At 48.2% G+C, this 23,130-nt stretch carries 13 protein-coding genes; 12 read left to right on the forward strand and 1 reads right to left on the reverse strand.

What is annotated here, in order from left to right:
- Nucleotides 1-26 precede the first annotated feature (26 nt).
- The 5 genes from BLU47_RS13015 (at nucleotide 27) to BLU47_RS13035 (ending at nucleotide 6,976) form a co-directional block, all read left to right on the forward strand.
- Entirely contained in the window at nucleotides 27-1,832 is a 1,806-nt protein-coding gene (locus BLU47_RS13015) for a RagB/SusD family nutrient uptake outer membrane protein (protein WP_369796989.1), read from the forward strand.
- 29 nt (nucleotides 1,833-1,861) lie between these two features.
- Nucleotides 1,862-2,857, forward strand: coding sequence for a DUF1735 domain-containing protein (locus tag BLU47_RS13020; protein ID WP_176780590.1), 996 nt, complete (start codon nucleotides 1,862-1,864; stop codon nucleotides 2,855-2,857).
- Between the two features lie 35 nt (nucleotides 2,858-2,892).
- The gene (locus BLU47_RS13025) at nucleotides 2,893-5,052 is read left to right on the forward strand and encodes an endo-1,4-beta-xylanase (RefSeq protein ID WP_091963664.1); all 2,160 of its coding nucleotides are present in this window, start codon (nucleotides 2,893-2,895) and stop codon (nucleotides 5,050-5,052) included.
- A gap of 204 nt (nucleotides 5,053-5,256) precedes the next feature.
- On the forward strand, nucleotides 5,257-6,498 hold the full coding sequence (locus BLU47_RS13030; RefSeq protein ID WP_091963666.1) for a hypothetical protein: 1,242 nt from the start codon (nucleotides 5,257-5,259) through the stop codon (nucleotides 6,496-6,498).
- Nucleotides 6,499-6,649: 151 nt separating this feature from the next.
- Entirely contained in the window at nucleotides 6,650-6,976 is a 327-nt protein-coding gene (locus BLU47_RS13035; protein WP_369796990.1) for an endo-1,4-beta-xylanase, read from the forward strand.
- 458 nt (nucleotides 6,977-7,434) lie between these two features.
- Here BLU47_RS13035 and BLU47_RS13040 read toward each other — a convergent pair whose 3' ends face one another.
- Nucleotides 7,435-9,570, reverse strand: coding sequence for a cellulase family glycosylhydrolase (locus BLU47_RS13040; RefSeq protein WP_091963669.1), 2,136 nt, complete (start codon nucleotides 9,568-9,570; stop codon nucleotides 7,435-7,437).
- Nucleotides 9,571-9,756: 186 nt separating this feature from the next.
- Here BLU47_RS13040 and BLU47_RS13045 point away from each other — a divergent pair, with 186 nt between their 5' ends.
- The 7 genes from BLU47_RS13045 (at nucleotide 9,757) to BLU47_RS13075 (ending at nucleotide 23,108) form a co-directional block, all read left to right on the forward strand.
- Nucleotides 9,757-10,896 (forward strand): Rid family hydrolase, encoded by a 1,140-nt coding sequence (locus BLU47_RS13045; protein WP_255402202.1) that lies wholly within the window; start codon nucleotides 9,757-9,759, stop codon nucleotides 10,894-10,896.
- A 13-nt stretch (nucleotides 10,897-10,909) separates the two neighbouring features.
- Nucleotides 10,910-12,136, forward strand: coding sequence for a DUF6057 family protein (locus tag BLU47_RS13050; RefSeq protein ID WP_091963672.1), 1,227 nt, complete (start codon nucleotides 10,910-10,912; stop codon nucleotides 12,134-12,136).
- Between the two features lie 12 nt (nucleotides 12,137-12,148).
- Nucleotides 12,149-13,636 carry a TolB family protein gene (locus BLU47_RS13055; RefSeq protein ID WP_091963702.1) on the forward strand — a complete coding sequence of 496 codons (1,488 nt, stop codon included), beginning with the start codon at nucleotides 12,149-12,151 and terminating at the stop codon, nucleotides 13,634-13,636.
- A gap of 308 nt (nucleotides 13,637-13,944) precedes the next feature.
- The gene (locus tag BLU47_RS13060; RefSeq protein ID WP_369796991.1) at nucleotides 13,945-15,879 is read left to right on the forward strand and encodes a bifunctional carbohydrate acetyl esterase/feruloyl esterase; all 1,935 of its coding nucleotides are present in this window, start codon (nucleotides 13,945-13,947) and stop codon (nucleotides 15,877-15,879) included.
- Between the two features lie 14 nt (nucleotides 15,880-15,893).
- Nucleotides 15,894-18,398, forward strand: coding sequence for a glycosyl hydrolase 115 family protein (locus tag BLU47_RS13065; RefSeq protein WP_091963705.1), 2,505 nt, complete (start codon nucleotides 15,894-15,896; stop codon nucleotides 18,396-18,398).
- A 2-nt stretch (nucleotides 18,399-18,400) separates the two neighbouring features.
- The gene (xyl3A, locus tag BLU47_RS13070) at nucleotides 18,401-20,986 is read left to right on the forward strand and encodes a xylan 1,4-beta-xylosidase (protein ID WP_091963678.1); all 2,586 of its coding nucleotides are present in this window, start codon (nucleotides 18,401-18,403) and stop codon (nucleotides 20,984-20,986) included.
- 85 nt (nucleotides 20,987-21,071) lie between these two features.
- Complete coding sequence (locus BLU47_RS13075; protein ID WP_091963681.1) at nucleotides 21,072-23,108, forward strand: hypothetical protein; 2,037 nt, start codon at nucleotides 21,072-21,074, stop codon at nucleotides 23,106-23,108.
- The last annotated feature ends 22 nt before the right edge of the window (nucleotides 23,109-23,130 follow it).

The raw sequence follows: 23,130 nt of genomic DNA on the forward strand, positions 1-23,130 counted from the left end.
AAAGACAAAGACAAATGAAAATAGTTATGAATAACATAATATCCAAAAACAAGGTGGGGGCAGTAGTGCTTGGACTTACGATTGTCATGGGCTTTACAAGTTGTAATGACCTCTTCGAGCCCGCTATTGAGAACCACCTGGGCTTCGAGTATATGTACGAGCACCCTGACTATGCTGATGGCGTACTCGGAAATGCCTATACCCGTCTGCCAAACGGATCATATCCGTTTACTGAAGTTGCTACGGACGATGCTGTAACGAACGATGCTGACAATAATTATCGTAAGATGACAGCCGTTGACAACTGGACATCAAGTAACAACCCTGTGGAAACTTGGCGTAACTGTCGTGCTGCCATTCAGTACATCAACCTTTTCCTGGATAATGTCGACAAGGTTAACTGGAACAGCGACGAGACAGTCCGTGCCATGTACCACCAGCGTTATGTCGGTGAAGCAAAAGGTCTCCGTGCACTCTTTATGTACTATCTCCTCCGTGCTCACGGTGGTTTCGATAAGGACAACAACCTGCTTGGCTTCCCATTGATTCTTCAGTCAACATCGATTGAGTCAGACCATGGCTCTCTGGAGACACGTGCCACGTTTGCTGACTGTATGAAGCAGTTGATTGCCGATGCTGAGGAGGCTGTACGCGTACTGCCTGTTGACTATAAGGATACGGATAATGACCAAGAAATTGTTAATTGCTTTGGTAAGTCTTATACAGTATCCAAGGCTACCTATAATCGTGTATTAGGTACTAACTTCGCGGGCCGTTTCAGCGGTCGTATTGCCCGTGCTATCCTGGCTCAGGCTTCGCTGATGGCAGCTTCTCCTGCATTTGCTTCTGCAAGTGGAATCACCTATGAGCAGGCAGCTAGTTATGCCAAGGCTGTGCTGGACCTCAATGGTGGTATTTCGGGTATCGATCCCAATGGTTTGGAGTGGTATGCTGATCCGGACATGAAAAACCTCTCTGGTGGTGAGTGCCCCAAGGAAGTGCTTTGGCGTACAGAGAAGAGTGAGTCACGCTCATTAGAGGAAGACAACTTCCCTCCCTCTGTATATGGTAAAGGTCGCATTAACCCCACTCAGAACTTTGTAGATGCCTTCCCGATGGCAAACGGATATCCTATTGCCAATTCTAAGAGTGGTTACAATGCGCAGGATCCTTATGCAGGCCGTGACCCACGTCTTGCCAAATACGTCCTGTACAATGGCATGACTGCAAGTTCAGATAAAAAGGTGATTAATACCCAGGCTGACAATACGGAGAATCTTGACGGTCTGAACAAAGATGTATCGAAGTCTACCCGTACGGGTTACTACCTGAAGAAGTTGCTCCGTCAGGATGTAAACTTGAACCCGAACAATGCCAGCAGTCAGATGCACTATGTAGCACGTATCCGCTATACAGAGCTTTATCTCGACTATGCCGAGGCTGCCAACGAGGCCTGGGGCCCCAAGGGTGGCATGGGCTATACTGCATACGATGTGATCAAGGCTCTTCGTGAGCGCGCCGGTATCACAAGTACTGACTATCTTGACGAATGTGCCGCTGCTGGTAAGGAAGCCATGCGTGAGCTGATTCGCAACGAGCGTCGTATCGAGCTCTGTTTCGAGGGCTGGCGCTTCTGGGACCTCCGTCGCTGGAAGGCTAATATCAACGAGACAGCCAAGGGCGTGAAAATCACTAATACAGGTGATGGAAAGCTCTATGACTACAGCCTCTCAGTAGAGACACGCAACTACAAGGAAAATGGCTACTATGGTCCTATTCCTTACGATCAGATTCTTAACTTCCCCTCACTCGCTCAGAATGCAGGATGGTAAAATAACAATGTAAAATTCTAAAAAAAATGATGAACAAGAATATTTTATATAAAAGTGGCATGTTGCTGGCAGGTTTACTGCTGACAGCTTGTTCTAATGGTGACTGGGAGGACAACCTTCGAGATACCATTGACCAAGGCGGCAATAACGGAAAGATCTCTGTTTACTTTGCTATGCAGGCTCCTATCCGTACGATTACCCTTGGTAATGACGATGATGCCGATAACACGGATGACAACAACCATCAGTTCAAGCTCATGGCTACATGGGGTGGCGGCTACAAAAATAACAAGGACTGTAAGATTAGCTATGAGGTAAAACCGTCTCTCCTTGAGCTTGGTTCTGGCATGGAGGTGCTTCCTTCTTCCCATTATACCCTTGAGGATCCTAGCACGCTGACGATTCCTGCCGGTAAAGTCATGGGTGGAACAGTTGTCAGACTGACGGATGCTTTCTTCAATGATCCCAAGGCTGTACAAACTCATTATGTGCTGCCTGTTCAAATGACAGCCTCTCTGACGGGCGACTCTATCATCAAAGATAAGTCAACTCAACTGATTTGTGTGAAGTTCATGAACCATTTCTCAGGTCTGTATTGTAAGACTGGTACCACCAAAGTACAGGGCGGTACAACTACTACACACAAGAATCAGGATGGTCTTGATAATGTTTCTTCCGTTGCTTTGAATGCTTCTAAGGTGACTTATTCTTATCCTGTAAAGGAGTGGAAAGATGGTGAACTTGTCGATGCTAAAAAGGAAGTAGAGTTAACACTTTCGTTCGCTGCTGATGGCAGCTGTCAGGTCCTTCAGGACGGCAAGGCTATTGGTACAGGCTCATTCACTGCCCGTGGTATTCAGGACTTTAGTGACTCTAAGCGTATGGCTGACTGTCTGAAGTTGAAGTTCGCAGCTTCTATCGTTACCAATCCTGGTGACGCTGATCACCAGAAGACGTGGACGGTTGACTGCGACTATGTGATGTCAATGATGTCACGTGGCAACAAGCTTGAGTCTTGGAAGTAATTTCGTCTAATCATTTAACGAAAAAGATTAAAACTATGAAATTAAGTAAATATTTTATTCCTGCACTGCTCAGTCCACTCATGTTAGTGGGCTGTGCAGACTACGACGATTGGAGCACCAATCCTGGTGAGAAGCCCGCTACGATTGCAGGTTATGAGTATCTCAATAACTATGCTCCACTGAAGGAGAACCTGAACCGTACAGCTAATCCTGACTTTAAGGTCGGTGCAGGTGTTACGGAAAGCGAGTTTAACCAGAAAGCCTCGTTGTTCCGCCTTGCTTCACATAACTTCGACGAGATTGTGGCAGGCAATGCTATGAAAATGGCTTCATGTGTGAACGATAATGGTGATATGGATTTCTCCGGTGTCTCTACATTCTTACAGTCTGCTGAGGAAGCTGGTGTGAGCGTCTATGGACATACATTGGCTTGGCATTCCCAGCAGCAAGTGAAGTGGCTGAACAGTTTACTGAAGGATAAAGAACTTGATATTGATCCGGATGCAAAAATTGAGAAGGAGATTTATTATGGAGATTTTGCTGGTAAGGATAAATTCCCTTACTTTGTAATGGGTTATGAGCCAACAATCGTTAATGGTTGTCTTCATTCGGAAAATCCAGGATCATGGTATCAATATTTCATTGCAGATGGTATTCCAGTACCAGAAGACGGCAATTATACAGCTATTGTAAAGGTTAAGGGTTCCAAAGAGGATGCTCTTACGCTCAACATGGGTTGGGGCTGGGGTTCTGGCGAATCTGCTTCTGGAAAATTGAAGGTCACCACAGAATGGACGGAGTCAAAAGTGGAATTTACTGGTGTAGCTGGAAAACCATGTAATCTTGTTCTTCAACCTGGTGGCTATGATGGTACTATTGACATAGAGGTCGTTCGTGTTGTACGTTACGAAACTCCTGCTGTTGAAGTATTGGTTGAAGATTACGATTATTCTTATAAAAATGATGCAAAATTCCCTTGGTTTGTAATGGGTTATGAACCCACTATCGTTAACGGTTGCCTGCATTCAGAGAATCCTGGTTCTTGGTACCAGTACTTCATAGCGGACCATATTCCTCACCCCATTGAGGGCGACTATGTTGCTACAGTTCGTGTAAAAGCATCTAAAGATGATATGATTACCCTCAACATGGGTTGGGGCTGGGGTTCTGGCGAATCGGCTTCTGCTAAACTTAAAGTCACAACGGAATGGACCGAGCAGCAGGTTAGATATAATGGTATCCCGGCTAAGGACTGTAACCTTGTTTTGCAACCTGGTGGTTTCGATGGCACAATTGATATAGAATGGGTTAAGTGTGCGCATGCAGTGAAAATGAATTCTATTCCTCTGACTCCAGAGGAGAAGAAGGATACGCTGACATGGGCAATGGACAAGTGGATTAAGGGCATGATGGAAGCCTGCGATGGTAAGGTGAAAGCCTGGGATGTTGTCAACGAGGCTGTTTCAGGTGGAGATCCTGACGAAGAAGGTGTCTATGCTCTGCAGAGTATGGAACTTGCCACGAGAGGTAAAACTGACGCCGAGAAGGCTGAAATCGAGAAGAATAATTTCTTCTGGCAGGATTATCTGGGTGACCTCGACTATGTTCGTACAGCCGTTGCCAAGGCTCGCCAGTATGGTCCTGAGGATATTAAGCTGTTCGTTAACGACTATAACCTTGAATACGAGTGGCACGGCAACGACAATAAGAAGTTGCAGAGCCTTATCAAGTGGATTGAGCGTTGGGAGGCTGATGGCGTAACCAAGATTGACGGTATTGGCACTCAGACACACATCTCATTCCAGGCTGATGCTGCCAAGCAGAAGAAGCAGGAGGATTTGATTAAGGATTCGTTCAAGCGTATGGCTGCTACTGGTAAGCTAGTTCGTGTCTCTGAGCTTGACATGGGCTATACAGATGCCAATGGTAATAAGGTTACTACCGACAAGATGACTGAGGCTATGCATAAGCAGATGAGCGACTTCTATAAGTTCATTGTGAAGGCATACTTCGAGAATGTTCCTGCTGCTCAGCGCTATGGTATCTGTCAGTGGTGCATCACCGATGCTCCTTCTAGCAGTGGCTGGCGTCCTTCTGAGCCTGTAGGTCTCTGGAAACAGGACTACAGTCGTAAGCATACTTTTGCTGGCTTCGCCGATGGTCTCTCTGAGGCTACTGGTAAAGCTGCTCAATAAAGATATTACCCCCAAAAGGTAATTTTTAGAACTTTACATGTGTTGGAGCCCGTGTCTGAGAAGATGCGGGCTCCTTTTATTAAAGTCACGCGTTTAGCGTGAACTTTATACGGAGCCTTAATCAGGCACCTTTTTTTGCTGAAATATTTTTTATTCATGTTTTTTTGTGTATTTTTGCAGAAATAAACTCAATAAGTCAAGAATATGAAGAATTGTTTGCAGATTTTTTTTGTTTCTTTGTTGTCCATGACCCCCATGATGTTGGCTGCACAAGTTAACCCTCAGAGGGGTTATGTGATTACAAATGAGAACGATACCATACATGGTACCATCGACTACCTAACAGATGCCAAGAATGCAAAATACTGTCTCTTCCTAAAAGATGGAGAAAGTGTATATAAGTCTTTGTCCCCTATTGATATCAAAGGTTACCGGCTGGCCGGCGAAGGTATTTATTATGTTAGTCGTCTATTCACAGACTTTAATGAGAATCAGCAGGAGCTTATTTTTGCAGAGTTCCTGTTACAAGGTGGTGTTAGCCTATACCGCTATTATTACGATGGAGAGTATTATTTTGGTTTTGTGGATAGCAATGGTAAGGAGGTCATCATACGTGACGACAAACTAGATAAAGATTTACGAACCTACGAATTCAAATTACAGAATCGTCGCCAAGTTGTGCAGAAAATTAATGGACTGATGTATCAAGATAAAACCATCGCTAGCCGTTTATGGAAAATGAATTTGACTAGTGAGAACCTTACGCATATGGTGAAACAATATGACGAGCAATATTGCACGGAAGAAGGTGATTGTGTGTTGTTTCGCTATGACAAAGAAAAGACAATCGCTGTTAAGCATAGGTTTTATGTAGGTGCGGGCATTGGTTACTCTTCCTATGATTCTCCGAAATATGACTATTTTGCGGGGGTTTCTGATATTAGCTATGATAGATACACATACACAGGAGTTGCTCCGACCTTCTTCGTAGGTGGCGATTTTTCATTTCCACGATTAAGTAAGAATTTGAATGCACAGGTTGAGTTTAGTTTCACTCCTCACCGATACGAATCTTCTGAATATTCGATGGAAGGAGTTAAACCGAAGATAATTGTTAACGAGTTGGCTGGTCGTATTGGATTGAATTATGTGTTCATCACAGATGGTCGCATCAAGCCCTTTGTTAATGGTGGCTTTCTTCTCGCTTGGAATCTGAAAATAAAGGAAGAGAATGCATTCTATTATAACCCAACTACAGGTGGTACAGCTGATCAGGGAGTCCGCACTGTGGACCACGGAAAGGGATCAATGTACTCCATATGTCTTGGAACTGGTGTTGATATTAACCACATTCGTATCAGTGCTTCTTGGAAGAAATCGTTAGGAGCAAAGAATGGACTGCAACAGAATGGTTGTGGAATCCTATCGGTAGCATATATCTTCTAAGTGTGACTTATAACGATGACTATTTTTTATGCTTCTCCCTGCATTTATTAATAAAATTCACTAAAATCATTAATAAAATTCGTCGTTTTTATTAATAAACCTCTTTACGGGCCCTAAAATCTGAGAGCCGGAACAGAACCGGCAGGATTATTTGGGCGACCTCGACTATGTTCGTACTGCCGTTGCTCTGGCTTGTTTGTATGGTCCAGAGGACATCAAACTATTCATCAACGACTACAACCTGGAGTATGACTGGGATGCCAGTGGTAACAAGAAGCTCGAGAACTTAATCAAGTGGATTGAGCGTTGGGAAGCTGATGACGTAACCAAGATTGACGGTATTGGAACTCAGATGCATATCTCTTGCTATGCTGATCCTGATCAGCAGAACAAACGTAAGGAACTTATCAAAAAGTCGTTCGAACTGATGGCTGCTACTGGTAAGCAGGTACGTATCTCTGAGCTCGATATCACCTAAAGGTAGCGGATGGCGTCCTGAACTGCCTACTGGTCTCTGGAAACAGGACTACAGTCGTAAGCATACTTTTGCTGGCTTCGCCGATGGTCTCTCTGAGGCTACTGGTAAAGCTGCTCAATAAAGATATTACCCCTAAAAGGTAATTTTTAGAACTTTACATGAAAATGGGAGCTCGTGTCTGCGAAGATACGGGCTCCTTTTATGTACCATGTTTTTAGTCGAAATGGTTACACGGTTACAGCTGTAACCGTGTAACCGTTTGGGGCGTCTTGGAGTGAAGTATCAAGGGTCGCAAGGACAATCATTAGGCCTTGCAGGGGGAATGCCTAAGGGTAACGGGGAAGGATGCCCGTCTGATTATGGGGCGCCTATACCCCAACGATCGTGTTCCTATACCCATACAACTGTGCGCCTATACCCTAATTGAACCGCCAAAATTTTATGTGACCAAGTGATGATTACCTCACTACCACCTTCTTGCCTCCGATGATGTAGATGCCACGGGGAAGTGACTTCAGCTGGCTGCGTGTGCCAACCTTGACACCTTGCAGGTTATATACCATATCGTTCTCTATTTCACGTTGAATGGTGCATATACCTGTGGTTTTGCTATAGTCGTCATTGTTGGTCAAGTAGATATCATCTACAACAACGTCCCCAGTACCATTAGTCCAGAAGCTGATAATATGAATGTTCTTTGTGTCGATCTGAGCCGCAACATCAGACATTTTAATAATAATCGTTGTCTTGTTCCCAAAGTCTTCAGACTGATAATTACTTCCCCAGATGCTGTTCTGAGGGAATATGTTCAGATGAGCAGAACAATTCTGTGCTACTTTCAACTTGACAACTAAATATTTGTAAGCAGACATGTCAACACCGTCAGTATATTGCCATCCCATTTGTCCCCACTGGGCAGGATGGAAGGTGCGAGTGGATTCGTTATAAGTACCAGTTTCACCAAAAAATTCGCGAATGTCCTCTTTCTTGAACGAGAAAAATTCGCGTGCATTTACTGTGATGTTAAAGATTGCCTGATACTGTTTTCCATTTTTACTATAGGTTGCTGTCATCTTGGTAACTCCAGCAGTGAGTCCCTTGATATAGCCCTTATCTATGCTGACGATAGCGGGATTGTCAATGACGAAGGTCGCCTGGTCACTGATTTCCTGTGTGTGACCATCGGCATAGTTAGCCTTTAGTGAAATCAGTAATTTTGTACCTTCTTCCATCTCAATGTCATTAGTCGTGGCCGAAATGCTTTGCAAGGTGTAGAAGTCGCCAGTCTCCTCCTCGTCATCAGCGTGGGGCCAGTTTACCTTGTAATACGCTGCATACCAGTCCATACAGGCCTTTCCGCAGGCTTCTGCCAATCCGTCAAAGGCGGGAACTGCCTGCCCTGTAGCTATTGACTTGTCAATATCTAAAAGACATCCTGTGCCTGAAAGGGTCATCGAGATATTGCCAAAGTGCTCATAGACCCCCTTGGTGATGGAACCCCATACTGATGTGCGGCCTGTAGCCCATGTGCCGTAGTTGGATTCCACCCAGTCGCCGTGTTCATTATAGTGACCTGTTCCAGGCTTAAAGGGACTCCAGTCAATCTCTGTGATCATCACAGGGTTAGTGTCGACAACGGGCACCTGGTTATGGAATTGCTCTATCTTTCGCTGTGTGGCTGCCGGAACGTCAGAGGCGCTCAGGTTCTTGTCGTCGCAACCGTACCAGCCATTGTAGTCGTGTACGGCATAACCGATATTTTCACCTGTAATGGGATATTGGGCATAGCTGGTATAGTTAGCCTGCCAACCTGTTCCAGGTACCCAAATGATGCCAGTAAAACCATTCTCGCGGATTTTGTCAACGATAGGCTGGAAAAAATCGTGTAACGCCTTGGGATCATCTTGATTCTGGGCGTTCTTGACACTTACGGGTTCATTAGCCAATTCAATGCTAATCTGACCGGCATGCTGTTTGATATACTCATTTTGAGAGAAGATGTTCCATATCAACATCAGATACTGGTTGTAGTAATCGCCTACCTTCAAATCATGAGGACAGACACCCGGTGGGCGAACAACAACATACAAGCCATGATTCATGGCTTTCTTTGCCAGTTCTAAATAAAGTGTTGGCAACCAATGCTTATAAAGTGTCTCGCTGAAATGCGAGATATCGGCCTCGCCGTCCACTACTTGTCCATTCGGGTCTATGGTCTTATTCTCAGTATTCTTCGTGAATCCTGTAGCGGTGATACTGCCATCATTCGTCCAAGCCGGATCCATGTGCAGACGGAATACATTACATTTGGCTTGTTCCATGCCAACAAATAGCTTTTCAAAGTAGTTCAAGCAATTAACACGTCCAGTTTCGTTATAATGGTCCCACCAGCCTCGTGCCTTAGAACCTTCCCAGCGATCGCCGTTAAAATAGTTGCTGGGTGTGTCCATTACGCCATGTAGAACCACTTGGTTGCCATGTTTGTCAACCAGCCATCGACCCTCCACGTGTAGGGTAGGTAATGGCTTTACTCCTTGAGCCCAAATGGTGATGCATCCAAGCAGCATCAGCCATGTGATAATGTTTCTTTTCATTTTGATTAGGTTTTATTTGTGGCGCAAAGTTACACATTATTATATTAAGAGCCGCACAAAAAGGAAACCGATGTTTGTCCAGGAAACAACAGCAAAAGTACATGTTACATTTGGACGGATATTTTTTATAAAGGAAAATTTGGAATGAATGGGATTTCTTCGTAATTTTGTGCTCGTAAAATCGTTATGATAGTTTGTCAGTCAAAGAATTTTGAAGAGATAGGGGCTCGGATAGAGTGGGCGCGCTTCACGGCAGGTGAAGTGGAGGAGTTGCATGCCATGCTGCATGTGGAGCCTCGCTGTGAGCTTTTCGAAGGGCAGATAGCCCGTATTCAGCAGGCGGAGAAAATCTTCTTGGAAATGGAGGATGTGCTGGGTTCCAGCATCGTTTTCAAACGCTATTTCCTTAGTGATGCCACTAACCAAGTTCCTGTTATCCAGGAGCGTGATGCCTGTACCATCTCTTACATCCAACAGCCACCCCTTGATGGCTCTAAGGTAGCGGTATGGCTCTATCTGCAGAAGGGTACAGAGGTGAGGCCTATGAATAACTCTACTGTTGTCAGGCACAATGGCTATCAGCATGTGTGGACCTTCGGACTGATGGATTCTACCTCTGCAACCTCTTACATGCAGACTTGGCAGACCCTCTTTATCTATTTGGATATCTTGAATCTTTTCCATGCTACTTTGGAAGCGAACTGTATCCGTACATGGTTCTTTGTTCGCGATGTTGATACTCAATATGGTGGGCTTGTCAAGGCGCGCAGGGAGTGTTTTGTCGAACAGGGCCTCACCTCGGAAACTCATTACATCGCTTCTACGGGTATAGGTGGAACACCTTCAAACACCAAGGCTCTTGTGCAACTTGACAGCTATTCGATGACGGGTTTTGAGCCAGAGCAGCGCCGTTATCTCTATGCGCTCTCTCATCTTAATCGGACCATCGAATATGGGGTGACCTTTGAGCGCGGTACGCTGATACAGTATGGAGATCGTAACCACATATATATATCGGGAACTGCATCCATTGACAACCGAGGTGAAGTGCTCCACGTGGGAAATGTACAACAGCAAATTTCCCGGATGTGGGAAAATGTTGAGGCTCTGCTTTGCGAGGGTGGTATGCGTTTCGATGACGTGATGCAAATCATCGTTTATTTGCGAGATGGTGCAGATTATAAAATAGTGAGAAAAATGTTTGACCAAAAATTTCCCCATGTTCCTACAGTCATTACGCTTGCTCCCGTTTGTCGGCCGACATGGCTTGTAGAGATGGAGTGTATAGCAGTGAAGAAAGTAAAGAATCAATATAGAGACTTCTGAACAATATGCAAAAATGGAAATAAAAGAAAAAACAAAATATGCGTTGATAGTTTTCATGGGAATGTCGGCTTTTGGCTATTGGGCGTTCGCATATCCGGAAATGTTGATGGAGCGTGAGTCGCTCCAGTTATTTCTTCTCAACGGTGACTACCTGGCAGATCGTTTGGTGGTGCCAGGTGGCTTTGCCCGCTACGTGGGTGAGTTCTTGGTGCAGTTCTATATGAATGAAAAAGTGGGGGCTTGTATACTGTCCATTCTATTTATGGCAATACAATGGCTATCATGGTTGCTACTCCGACGTTGTGTCCCCTCCGTCAAAGATGAGGTACTTTATATGGCTTCCTTCCTCCCAGTCGTTGCTTTATGGCTCTTGTTGTGTGATATTGACATTCCAATGACGCTTCCCGTGGCCGTTTCCTTGACATTGCTGATGATGTACGCTCTACCGGCACGCAGAAACTTATGCCTAATTGTTTCGCTCGTCATTGTTCCCGTTGGTTATTGGTTGGTAGGCCCAGTCATTGTCTTAGTGGTGGTCTATCATCTGCGCTGGCTGCATAAATCTTTTCGGAAAGTGAAAATTATGGCGGAGAGCATGATGTTGGCATCGCTGTTGGCTATTTGTTTGTTGGCGAGTTCCTGCTTTGTTCCTTACTCCTTGGAAAATATATTCAAGGGTATTGACTATCAACAGATACAAGTTGATAAAATAGGAACGCGCGAGGTGATGCAATACGACTATCTGCAACGTCAGAAGGCGTGGGATAAGGTCCTCTATAAGGCGACCAGGAAAGGACCAAAGGCAAAGGCATGTGTTCACATTGTCAATTTGGCAAGATTCTACAAAAAGGAAATAACTCCGGAAGAGTTGAAGGTTAGTCTGTATAAACCGTTTACGGCTTTGACCAGTACGGTTTCAGCGATGATGATGAGCGACTTATTCTTCCAGATGGGATATGTGAATTTCGCTCAACGTTGCATGTTCGAGGCCATGGAGAGTACATCCAATTATAATAAGAGTGGTAGGGCGCTTTGTCGACTGGCTGAGACTGCACTTGTAACTGGACAATACGAAGTTGCACTGAAGTACGTCTCACTGTTGGAGGAAACTCTTTTCTATCGGAAGTGGGCACAAGTGATGAAGTCGTTGGTGCTGCATCCTGAGCAGATTAAGGCTCATCCTATGTATGGTCCGTTGCAGAAAATATACAGTGAGACAGAAGATGAATTGTTTATATAAAGTTGATGAATGATGAGAAAGGTATTATCGCATATAGGTTTCGCGGTATTGATGATATGGGTGTTGTTGGCATGTAGCTCACGACCGGAAAACGTGCAGGTCGTTGACCAGTTGCCTGTCATCTATCCCGACTATGTTGGGGTAACAGTACCTGTAGGTATAGCACCGTTGAATTTCTCTATGAAAGACGATACGTTTACGGATGTCGACGTGAAGATAAGTGGTAAGAAAGGCGGAAACTTGCATACCAATGGCTCTTTTGCTGATTTTGATATCGACGAGTGGCATGAACTACTGGAGCAGAACAAGGGTGCGCAACTTGTTGTCTCGGTTTGTGCTCAAAAAGATGGAAAGTGGATAAAATATCGCGACTTCACGATTCAGGTGAGCACTTTTTCTTTAGATGAATGGGGTATTACATATCGTCGTATTCCGCCTAGCTATGTGCTATATAGTCACATGGGGCTCTATCAGCGTTGTCTTGCAGACTTCGAAGAACATGCTATGATAGAGAACTCTCAAGTTCATGGAAACTGTATGAATTGCCATACTCAGAACCGTACAAACCCAAACCAACTTGTATTTCACGTTAGAGGAAACCATGGGGCCACGGTGATTCGAACCTTGGGACGAGACGAGGTGTTGCAGGCTCGCAATGACAGTCTTGGTGGGTCGATGGTCTATCCTTATTGGCATCCAAATGGACGTTATTGTGCATTCTCGACCAACAAAACAGCTCAGGTTTTCCATATGAGCAATAATAAGCGCATTGAGGTATATGATATGGCTTCTGATGTTTTTGTCTATGACACCAGGGAACATGTGGCCATCAAGGATACTTTTTTGATGAAAAAGGACAGAATGGAGAATATACCTGTTTTCTCGCCTGACGGTAAACGTCTCTATTTCATTACAACACCTGTTCGAGATCTTCCGAAAGAGTATAATAAAGTAAAATATAGCCTCTGTCAGGTGAGTTTTGATGAAGCTACGGGACGTGTTGGAAATCAAGTAGATACACTTGTCAATGCTCATACAACGGGGAAAAGTGTTACTTGGCCCCGTCCCTCCTATGATGGGCGCTTTCTGATGTATACCCAGCTAGATTATGGTTATTTCTCGGTGTGGCATCCAGAAGCCGACCTTTTTTTGTTAGACTTGAAAACGGGCGAGAGTAGACCGATGGATGAAGTGAACAGTAATAGATCAGAGAGCCTGCATAATTGGAGTACTAATAGTCGTTGGTTTCTTTTTACCAGTCGTAGGGATGATGGCCTTTATACTCGTGTTTATTTCTCGTCTATCGATGAGCGAGGGCACGCAACCAAACCCTTCCTTTTGCCACAGCGTAATCCCAAGGAGTATTATCGCCGACTATTGTATTCTTATAATACACCTGACTTTACCTCAAGTCCAGTCGATATGGATGCTCGTGAAATGGGACGTATGCTGGAGAGTTCGGAACGACAAGCCATACAAGCTTTACAATCTCTTTTCTAAGTTTCTATTATCTCAACAATTGTAATTAATTAGCTAATTAGATAGTAATACCTATGGTTTTGTTTTATAAAACCATAGGTATTACTTGTCAAAACCACATGTTTTGCGTTTGTGTTAGTCAACAGATACCAATCTCCTTAATACCTTTTTCCTTTCTAGGTAATAAAGAAAGAGATGGTTAGTTTGTCTGATGTTACATATATAAAAGTATATGAAACATAGGGATGCTCAGATATGAGGGATTTGTTGTATCTTTGCAGTCAGAAAAAACAGCTATAAAGATTACGACAATGAGAAAGTGTTTGCTGATGACATTCCTATTGGCTGCAGTGCCCTTTGCAATGGCGAGTGCTGCCGTAGACGAGAACTTCTACATCTTCCTGTGTTTCGGACAGTCGAACATGGAAGGTGCTGCCAAACCAGAGGCTCAAGATCTGAAGAGTCCTGGTCCGCGTTTCCTGTTGATGCCTGCCGTTGACGACCCGCAGCGAGGCCGAAAGATGGGCGAGTGGTGTGAGGCTGTGGCTCCCCTGTGCCGTCCCAATACGGGACTGACCCCTGCCGACTGGTTTGGTCGGACGATGGTGGAGTCGTTGCCCAAGAACATCAAGATTGGCGTCATCCATGTGGCTATTGGCGGTATCGACATCAAAGGTTTCCTTCCCGATAGTATCCAGAGCTATGTAAAACGGGCTCCCGGATGGATGAAGGGAATGCTGGAGGCTTATAACAACAATCCCTACGAGCGTCTGGTGACACTGGCCAAGAAGGCACAGAAAGATGGTGTCATCAAGGGCATCCTAATGCATCAGGGTGAAACGAATACCGGCGACCCCAAATGGGCTGGAATGGTGAAGCAAGTGTACGATCACCTTTGCAGTGACCTGCAGTTGAAGCCTGAGGAGGTGAACCTCTATGCCGGAAATATCGTGCAGGCTGACGGCAAGGGTGTGTGCATCGGTTGTAAGAAACAGATTGACGAGTTGCCTAACACCCTGCATACGGCACAGGTCATCTCTTCGGATGGTTGTACGAATGGTCCCGACCGTCTGCACTTCGATGCTGCAGGCTATCGTGAGCTGGGATGCCGCTATGCTGAGGCAGTAGCCCGCCATCTGGGCTATGAACCCAAGCGTCCCTTCATCGAGATGCCTAAGAAGATTGAGGTCCCTGCCGATGCTGTGACCGTTGAGAATGCCATTCCCGGCAATGCGTTCCCCAAAATTGACAAGGAGCGTCGTGCCTATTTCCGCATCCAGGCGCCACAAGCCCGCAAGGTCGTGGTGGATATCTGTGGCAAGAAATACGACATGCAGCCTGACGGCAAGGGAGGCTTCATGGCAGTCTCTGATCCGCTGCCTGTTGGCTTCCACTATTATTTCATGAACATTGACGGCGTGAACTTCATCGACCCAGCTTCGGAAACCTATTTCGGTTGCAACCGCGAGGCTGGTGGTCTTGAAGTGCCCGAAGGACCAGAGGGCGACTATTACCGTCCGCAAGTGGGCATTCCTCATGGTCAGGTGCGTAGCATTTACTATCACAGTCCCCATTCCAAGTTTGGCGAATGGCGTCACGCCTTGGTCTATACGCCTGCCGAGTACGAAACAGGTAAGAAGAAATATCCAGTGCTCTATCTGCAACATGGTATGGGCGAGGGCGAGACCAGCTGGATGTTGCAGGGTAAGATGCAGCATATCATGGACAATGCCATTGCCAAGGGTGAGGCGGTGCCGATGATTGTCGTAATGGAGAGCGGTGATATCAAGCAGCCTTTCCGCGGTGGCAATAATCAGGCTGGGCGCAGTGAATATGGCGCTTCGTTCTATCCCGTATTGTTAAACGACCTGATTCCCTACATCGACGCCAACTTCCGCACAAAGGCTGACCGTGAGTACCGAGCTATGGCTGGCCTGTCGTGGGGCGGTCATCAGACCTTCGACGTCGTATTGCAGAACCTCGACAAGTTTGCCTGGATGGGCACTTTCAGCGGCGCCATCTTCGGACTCGACGTGAAGACCGCCTACAATGGTGTCTTTGCTGATGCTGCCGCCTTCAACAAGAAGATTCATTACTTCTATATGAACTGGGGTTCAGAGGACTTCATCAAGAGCCAACCTATTGTAGACAGTCTGCGTGAGTTAGGTATCAAGGTCGACTCGTCAGTCTCTGAGGGCACCGGTCATGAGTTCCTCACTTGGCGCCGTGGACTGCATGAGTTTATCCCACACTTGTTTAAGTAATTCATAATTCAATGATGATGCGTATAAAGACAATTCTTTTAGTTTTGGTGACGTTCGTGGTTGTTCTTCCCATGAATGCTGCTGATAGCTTTGTGACTTTTGCAGAGCAGAATGGAGCCGTCTCGCTGCGTGGCGCTACCATCGGCTATAGTGATAATGAACCCAAGGCTGTGCAGATAGCTGTTGCCAGTCTGCAACAGGATTTCGAACGGGTGATGGGCTTCGCTCCTGCCAAGAGTGATCAGCCCACTATCCTTGTTGGAACGGTGGGTTGTAACAAGCAAATCGACCAATGGGTGAAGCGTGGTAAACTCTTTGACCTGAAAGGCAAGCGCGAGCAGTTTATCATCACCACTATCGACGGACAAGTAATCATTGCCGGCAGTGACCGTCGCGGTACGGTATTCGGCATCTACGAGCTCTCGCGCCAGATGGGCGTGTCGCCCTGGTACTGGTGGATGGACGTACCCGTAACGAAGCGCGACTATGTGGGAATCCTGCCTGGTCAGTATACTGACGGCGAGCCAGCAGTAGAGTTCCGCGGCCTGTTCTTGAATGATGAGGCACCTTGTCTGACCTCATGGGTGAAGAACACATTCGGAACAGGTTATGGCGACCACCATTTCTATGCCAAGGTCTTTGAACTGATTCTGCGTCTGAAAGGTAACATGCTGTGGCCTGCCATGTGGGGCTGGGCATTCTATGCCGACGACCCCGAGAACTCGAAGACGGCTGACGAGATGGGTATCATCATGGGAACCTCGCACCACGAGCCGATGGCACGTAATCATCAGGAGTATGCCCGTAAGCGTGGTGAGTGGGGCCCCTGGAATTATCAGAAGAACCAGCAGAAGCTGGACCAGTTCTTCCGTGAGGGCATTGAGCGCATGAAGGGTACTGAGGATATGGTAACCATCGGAATGCGTGGCGATGGCGACGAGGCGATGAGCGAGGATGCCGATACCAAGCTGTTGCAACGCATTGTGGAGAACCAGCGCAAGATTATCAAGGAGGTGACCAAGAAGCCCGCCAACAAGACGACACAGGTGTGGGCATTGTATAAAGAGGTATTAGACTATTACGATAAAGGCATGCGTGTGCCCGATGATGTCATCATGCTGTTGTGCGACGACAACTGGGGTAATGTGCGCCGTGTTCCCAATGCCAAGGAGCGTAAGCATCCCGGAGGCTGGGGACTGTACTACCATGTAGACTATGTCGGTGCACCCCGTAACTCGAAATGGATCAACGTCACCCAGACCCAGCAGATGTTCGAACAGCTGTCGCTGGCCTATGACTACGGCATCCAGCGCATGTGGATACTGAATGTGGGCGACTTGAAACCGATGGAGTATCCTATCCAGTTGTTTATGGACATGGCGTGGAATCCCAAGGAATATACCCAGCAGACGGTGACCGACCACACTCAACGTTTCTTCCAGAGTATGTTTGGTCAATGTTCAATGTTCAATGGTCAATGTTCAATGGCAAAAGAAGCTGCCTCCATCTATAACCGCAACTGTCAGTATATGGGTCGTGTCACTGCAGAGATGCTCGATGCAAGGACTTACAACCTGTCGACCGGCGAATGGCGCAAGGTGGCTGACGACTATGCCCGACTGGAACTGCGCGTCCTCCGTCTGTTTGCCGATGTTCCCGAGGCAGCCCGTGATGCCTATCGTCAGTCGATACTCTTCCCCGTGCAGGCGATGGCTAACCTCTATGACATGTATTATGCCCAGGCGATGAACAGGATGCTGGCCAAGGCAGGCAACCCCGATGCCAACCAGTGGGCAGACAAGGTGGCACAGTGCTTTGAGCGCGATGCCCAGCTTTGTCACTATTATAATAAGGAGATGGCTGGTGGCAAGTGGGATGGTATGATGACGCAGAAGCACATCGGCTATACCACATGGAGCGACAATTTCCCTGCCGACCGTATGCCGGAGGTGAAACGCATCGATCAAGTTGCCGCTGGCGGTTATGTCTTTGCTCCCTCACAGGGCTTTGTGGCTATGGAGGCCGAACATTATTTCAGTGCTAAGTCCAATGACAGAACGCAGTGGAGCATCTATCCCGACTATGGTCGTACACGCAGTGCGGTGGCGCTGACTCCTTATACCGATCCTGTTGACGGTGCCCATCTGACTTATCGTTTCTCTCTGCCTGCCGATGCGCCTGCCAAAGTCAAGGTACGCGTTATTGTGAAGTCAACGCTTGACTTCTTGAATGTGGGTGGCTTTGAATACACCGTAAGCTTGGACGGCTCAGAACCTCAGGTGGTTAACTTCAACAAGACGCTGGTTGACCGTCAGCCCTATATGTATTCTGAGTTCTATCCCGCTGTAGCCCGTCGTGTGGTGGAAAAGGTGGTGGAATTGCCGGTCGGTAAGGCTGATGTCCATGAGCTGACCATCACTCCGCGCCATCCTGGTATTGTATTTGAAAAGATTGTGGTCGATTTCGGAGGCTATGCTCCTCAATATTTATTCGGTGAAGAATCACCAGTAAAACGATAACAATGAGAACCATATTTATCGCTATTAGTATAGTCTGCTGCTTGTCAGTATCTGCCCAGCAGTTACCTTATCAGAATCCGAACCTTTCGGCTCATGAGCGAGCCGTCGACCTATGTTCCCGTCTGACGTTGGAGGAAAAGGCTCAGCTGATGCTCGACGAGTCGCCTGCCATTCCCCGTTTGGGTATCAAGAAGTTCTTCTGGTGGAGTGAGGCATTGCACGGTGCTGCCAATATGGGCAATGTCACCGTGTTCCCTGAACCGGTGGCTATGGCTTCATCGTTCAATCCCGACCTGCTGTACAAGTGCTTCGATATTGCTTCCACAGAGTTCCGTGCCCAGTATAACCATCGGTTGTACGACCTCGGAGGTGAGGATATGAAGATGCGTTCGTTGTCGGTATGGACGCCGAATGTCAATATCTTCCGCGACCCACGATGGGGCAGGGGACAGGAGACTTACGGAGAAGACCCCTACCTGACCTCCGTCATGGGTGATGCCGTGGTTCGTGGCTTGCAGGGACCGGAAACGTCCAAATACCGTAAGTTGTGGGCCTGTGCCAAGCACTATGCTGTACACAGTGGTCCGGAATATACCCGCCATACTGCCAATCTGACCGATGTCCCCGTCCGCGACTTTTGGGAGACGTATATGCCTGCCTTCAAGCACTTGGTTACCAAGAGCAATGTGCGTGAGGTGATGTGTGCCTACCAGCGACTGGACGACGACCCCTGCTGTGGCTCGAACCGTCTGCTGCAACAGATACTGCGCGATGAGTGGGGCTTTAAATACCTAGTGGTCAGCGACTGCGGTGCCGTCAGTGACTTCTATACCTCTCATAAGTCATCCTCGTCGCCCGTTACGGCATCAGCCAAGGCTACTCTGGCAGGAACGGATGTGGAGTGTGGCTACGGCTATGCCTATAAGAGTATTCCTGAGGCTGTTCGTCGCGGACTGATTACGGAAGCAGAAGTCGACAAGCATGTCATCCGTTTGCTGGAAGGCCGTTTCGACCTCGGAGAGATGGACGACCCCTCGCTGGTGGAATGGTCGAAGATACCCTATTCCGCGATGAGTACCAAGGCGTCTGCCAAGGTCTCTTTGGAAATGGCGCGCCAAAGCATCGTGCTGTTGAAGAACAAGAACGATGTCCTGCCTTTGAAGAAAAATGCAGAGAAGATCGCCGTCATTGGCCCTAATGCTGATAATGAACCCATGATGTGGGGCAACTATAACGGAACGCCCAACAAGACCGTCACCATCCTCGACGGTATCAAGGCCAAGCAGAAGAAACTGGTGTATTTCCCCGGTTGCGACCTGACCTACGACAAAGTGATGGAGTGTCACATGGCAACGGAGTGTGTGGCACCTGACGGTAAGAAGGGATTGAAGGGAACGTTCTGGACGAATACCGAGATGGAGGGCAAGCCCTTTACCACCGAGTATTATACCAAGCCCTTGGCGGTGACTACCAATGGTATGCACGTCTTTGCTGCCAACCTGCCCATTGAGGACTTCTCCGCCAAATACGAGACCACCTTTGCCCCCAAGGAAGCTGGCGAGTATGTGCTGAACGTGGAGGGTACCGGTCAGTTTGAAGTGCTTGTCAACGGCGAGCGCAAGGCGTTCCACCGCATCTGGCGCTCAACGCCCACCCGTACCGTGCTGCAGGCTGCTGCCGGCGAGCGGTTCCAGATAGAGGTGCGCTTCCAAACCGTCAAGACATGGGGTGCAGGCATGAAAATCAATATTGCCCGTGAGTTGCCCATCGACTATCAGGAAACGATAGCCCAACTGAAGGGCATCCAGAAGGTTGTCTTTGTGGGTGGTATCGCTCCCAGTCTAGAAGGCGAGGAGATGCCCGTCAACATCGACGGATTCAAGGGTGGCGACCGCACCAGCATCGAACTGCCCCGTGTACAGCGCGACTTCCTGAAAGCCCTGAAGGCTGCCGGCAAGCAGGTCATCTTCGTCAACTGCTCCGGTTCGGCTATTGCCTTAGAGCCCGAGACCGCGACGTGCGATGCCATCGTGCAGGCCTGGTATCCCGGCCAGGAAGGCGGCACGGCTGTTGCCGACGTGCTGTTCGGCGACTATAACCCCTGTGGCAAGTTGCCCGTCACCTTCTATAAGAACGACGCCCAGTTGCCCGATTATGAGGACTATTCGATGAAGGGCCGCACCTATCGCTATTTCAATGATGCCCTGTTCCCCTTTGGCTACGGACTGAGTCTCACTTCGTTCGAAATGAGGAATGAGAAATTAGAAATGAGGAATGATGGTTCCGGCCTGTTATCCGTTGAGGTTGCCAATACTGGTCGCCGCGACGGTACGGAAATCGTGCAGGTGTATGTCAAGAACCCGTCCGACCCCGATGCTCCGCTGAAGACCCTGCGCGCCTTCCAGCGTGTCAACGTGAAGGCAGGACAAGTCAAGACCGTCACCCTGCAACTGGAGCGCAACAGTTTCGAGTTCTTCGATGCCGAGACGAACACCATGCGGGTGAAGCCCGGGCGCTATGAGGTGCTGGTGGGCACGAGTTCGAATGACCCGAATATGAAAGCATTTGCAGTGGAACTGGCTTCTTAAACATTAAGAAAACCTCCCGAGGGGTGTCGGCAAGGTTTCTTAAAGATAACAGAGAAATAATAACCATATAAATAAAGAAAAAGCAATGAAACGACTGATTATTCAACTATTGGCGCTGACGGCAGTCACTACCGTCATGGCGCAAAACCCGTATCTGCCGTTGTGGGAGCACGTGCCCGACGGCGAACCCCGTGTGTTTGAAGACCCTGACCATCCCGGTAAGATGCGAGCCTACATCATCGGTTCGCACGACACCCACTTCACCCAGTATTGCGGCAACGACATCCGCATGTGGTCGGCTCCCGTGGAGGACCTGACGCAATGGCGCGACGAGGGACCTATCTTCTCGTGGTTCGTCAACGGACAGTGGGACACGATGTTTGCGCCCGACCTGGTGGAGGTGAAAGACAAGCAGACCGGCAAGAAGACCTATTGGCTCTATCCCCACAGCCGTGGCTGGCAACGCGTGCCGATGGTCTGCAAGGGTGACCGTCCCAACGGACCTTTTGTGCCCGTCAACCTGACTGCCGACGGTACGAAGTGCGTCGACGGGTCGCTCATCGACTTTGATCCCTCCGTGTTTATCGAAACGGTGACCAACAAGAAAGACAAAGACTTCGACCGTGGCTTCCGTGCCTACGTGTTCTATGGCTTTCAGCACTCTACGGCTTGCCAGCTTGACCAGAACACGATGTACTCCAAGCGCGAGGGCACCGAGCTCATCGATCCCTTCATTCCCGCCAGCAGTCGCGACGGCAAACTGTTGGACAAGGCCGGCAGCGAGTATAAGGCACTCTACAAAGGACAGAACCCCCTCGACTTCAATTTCTTCGAGGCATCCTCCATTCGCCAGGTAGGCAACAAATACGTGATGGTGTTCTCCGGCTATAGCGGTCAGGAGTACGGACAGGGAGCCACCAACTCCGCCCTGCGCTATGCCTTCGGCGACTCACCGCTCGGTCCGTGGCGCTCCGGTGGCGTGCTGGTTGACTCGCGTGGCGTGGTGCTGGGTGAAGATGGTTCCAAGCTCATCACCACCAATGCCGGCCATAATACCCACGGTTCACTGCAGGAAATCAACGGCCAGTGGTATGTGTTCTATCACCGTCCACCACGCGGTTTCGGCAATGCCCGTCAGACGATGGTGGCTCCTGTGAAGATAACATGGGACAAGAAATCCGTTGCCAAGGGTGGTGTCGTGAAGATTACCGGTTACGACCCTTATAGCAAGGATAACGAGTGGACCGCCAAGGCTGCCGATGGCAACCACTATACCGGTGCCGAGGTGACTAGCGAAGGTTTCCAGATTTTCGGTCTGCCTCCCTATGCCTATTATTCTGCCGGTATCGCCTGCTTTATGTACGGCCCCAACAGCAACCAGTATATGCAGGACAACTTCGATGTGTGGAACAACTCCATGGACCTGGCTGGTATTCAGAATGGTGGTATCGTCGGTTTCAAATACTTTGGCTTTGGCGGTCTGGCACAGGACACCAAGGGTTTGAAAGCCTTCGACGGCATCAAGCAGGGTGACAATGCCTACCTGAACCTGAACCTGACCAGTAGCGGCAAGGGTGCCTTCAAGATTCATGTGAAGATGGACGACCCCTGGAAAGGTCCCGAGATTGCCGTCTTCGACATCCCGGCTGATGCCAAGGGTACATCGGTGTACCAACAGCGCGTGCCTGCCGTTGAAGGACTGACGGGTAAGCATGCCATCTACCTGGTGGCAGAAGGTCCGGAGGTAGCACAACCCCAACAGCCACAGCGCGGACAGTTTGGCCGTCGCCAGGAACCCCAGCGCCCACAGGGACTCTTCGACCTGCACGGCATCGGTTTCTCTCGCGGAACGGCTTTTGCCACACCCGTTGTCCCGAAGGTGACGATTATGGCAGACGGTAAGCGGCTGAACATCCCCGATACGCCCATCCGTACCACCAACCAGAACGGCTATACCGACCTGACTCGCTATCAGGTGTTTGGTCCGTTGCTGTCCACCACCAAGTTGACTGCTACGTCAAGCGTGTCTGGTGTGACTTTCGAGATCAGTCCCGTCACCGCTGGACGAGCCACCGTGAAGGCCAAGTACATGGGGAAAGAGAAGATATTCTTGATTAATTAAGTGTGAGAAACCAACTTTTATG

This window comes from Prevotella sp. tc2-28 (assembly GCF_900107705.1).
Taxonomy (GTDB): Bacteria; Bacteroidota; Bacteroidia; order Bacteroidales; family Bacteroidaceae; genus Prevotella.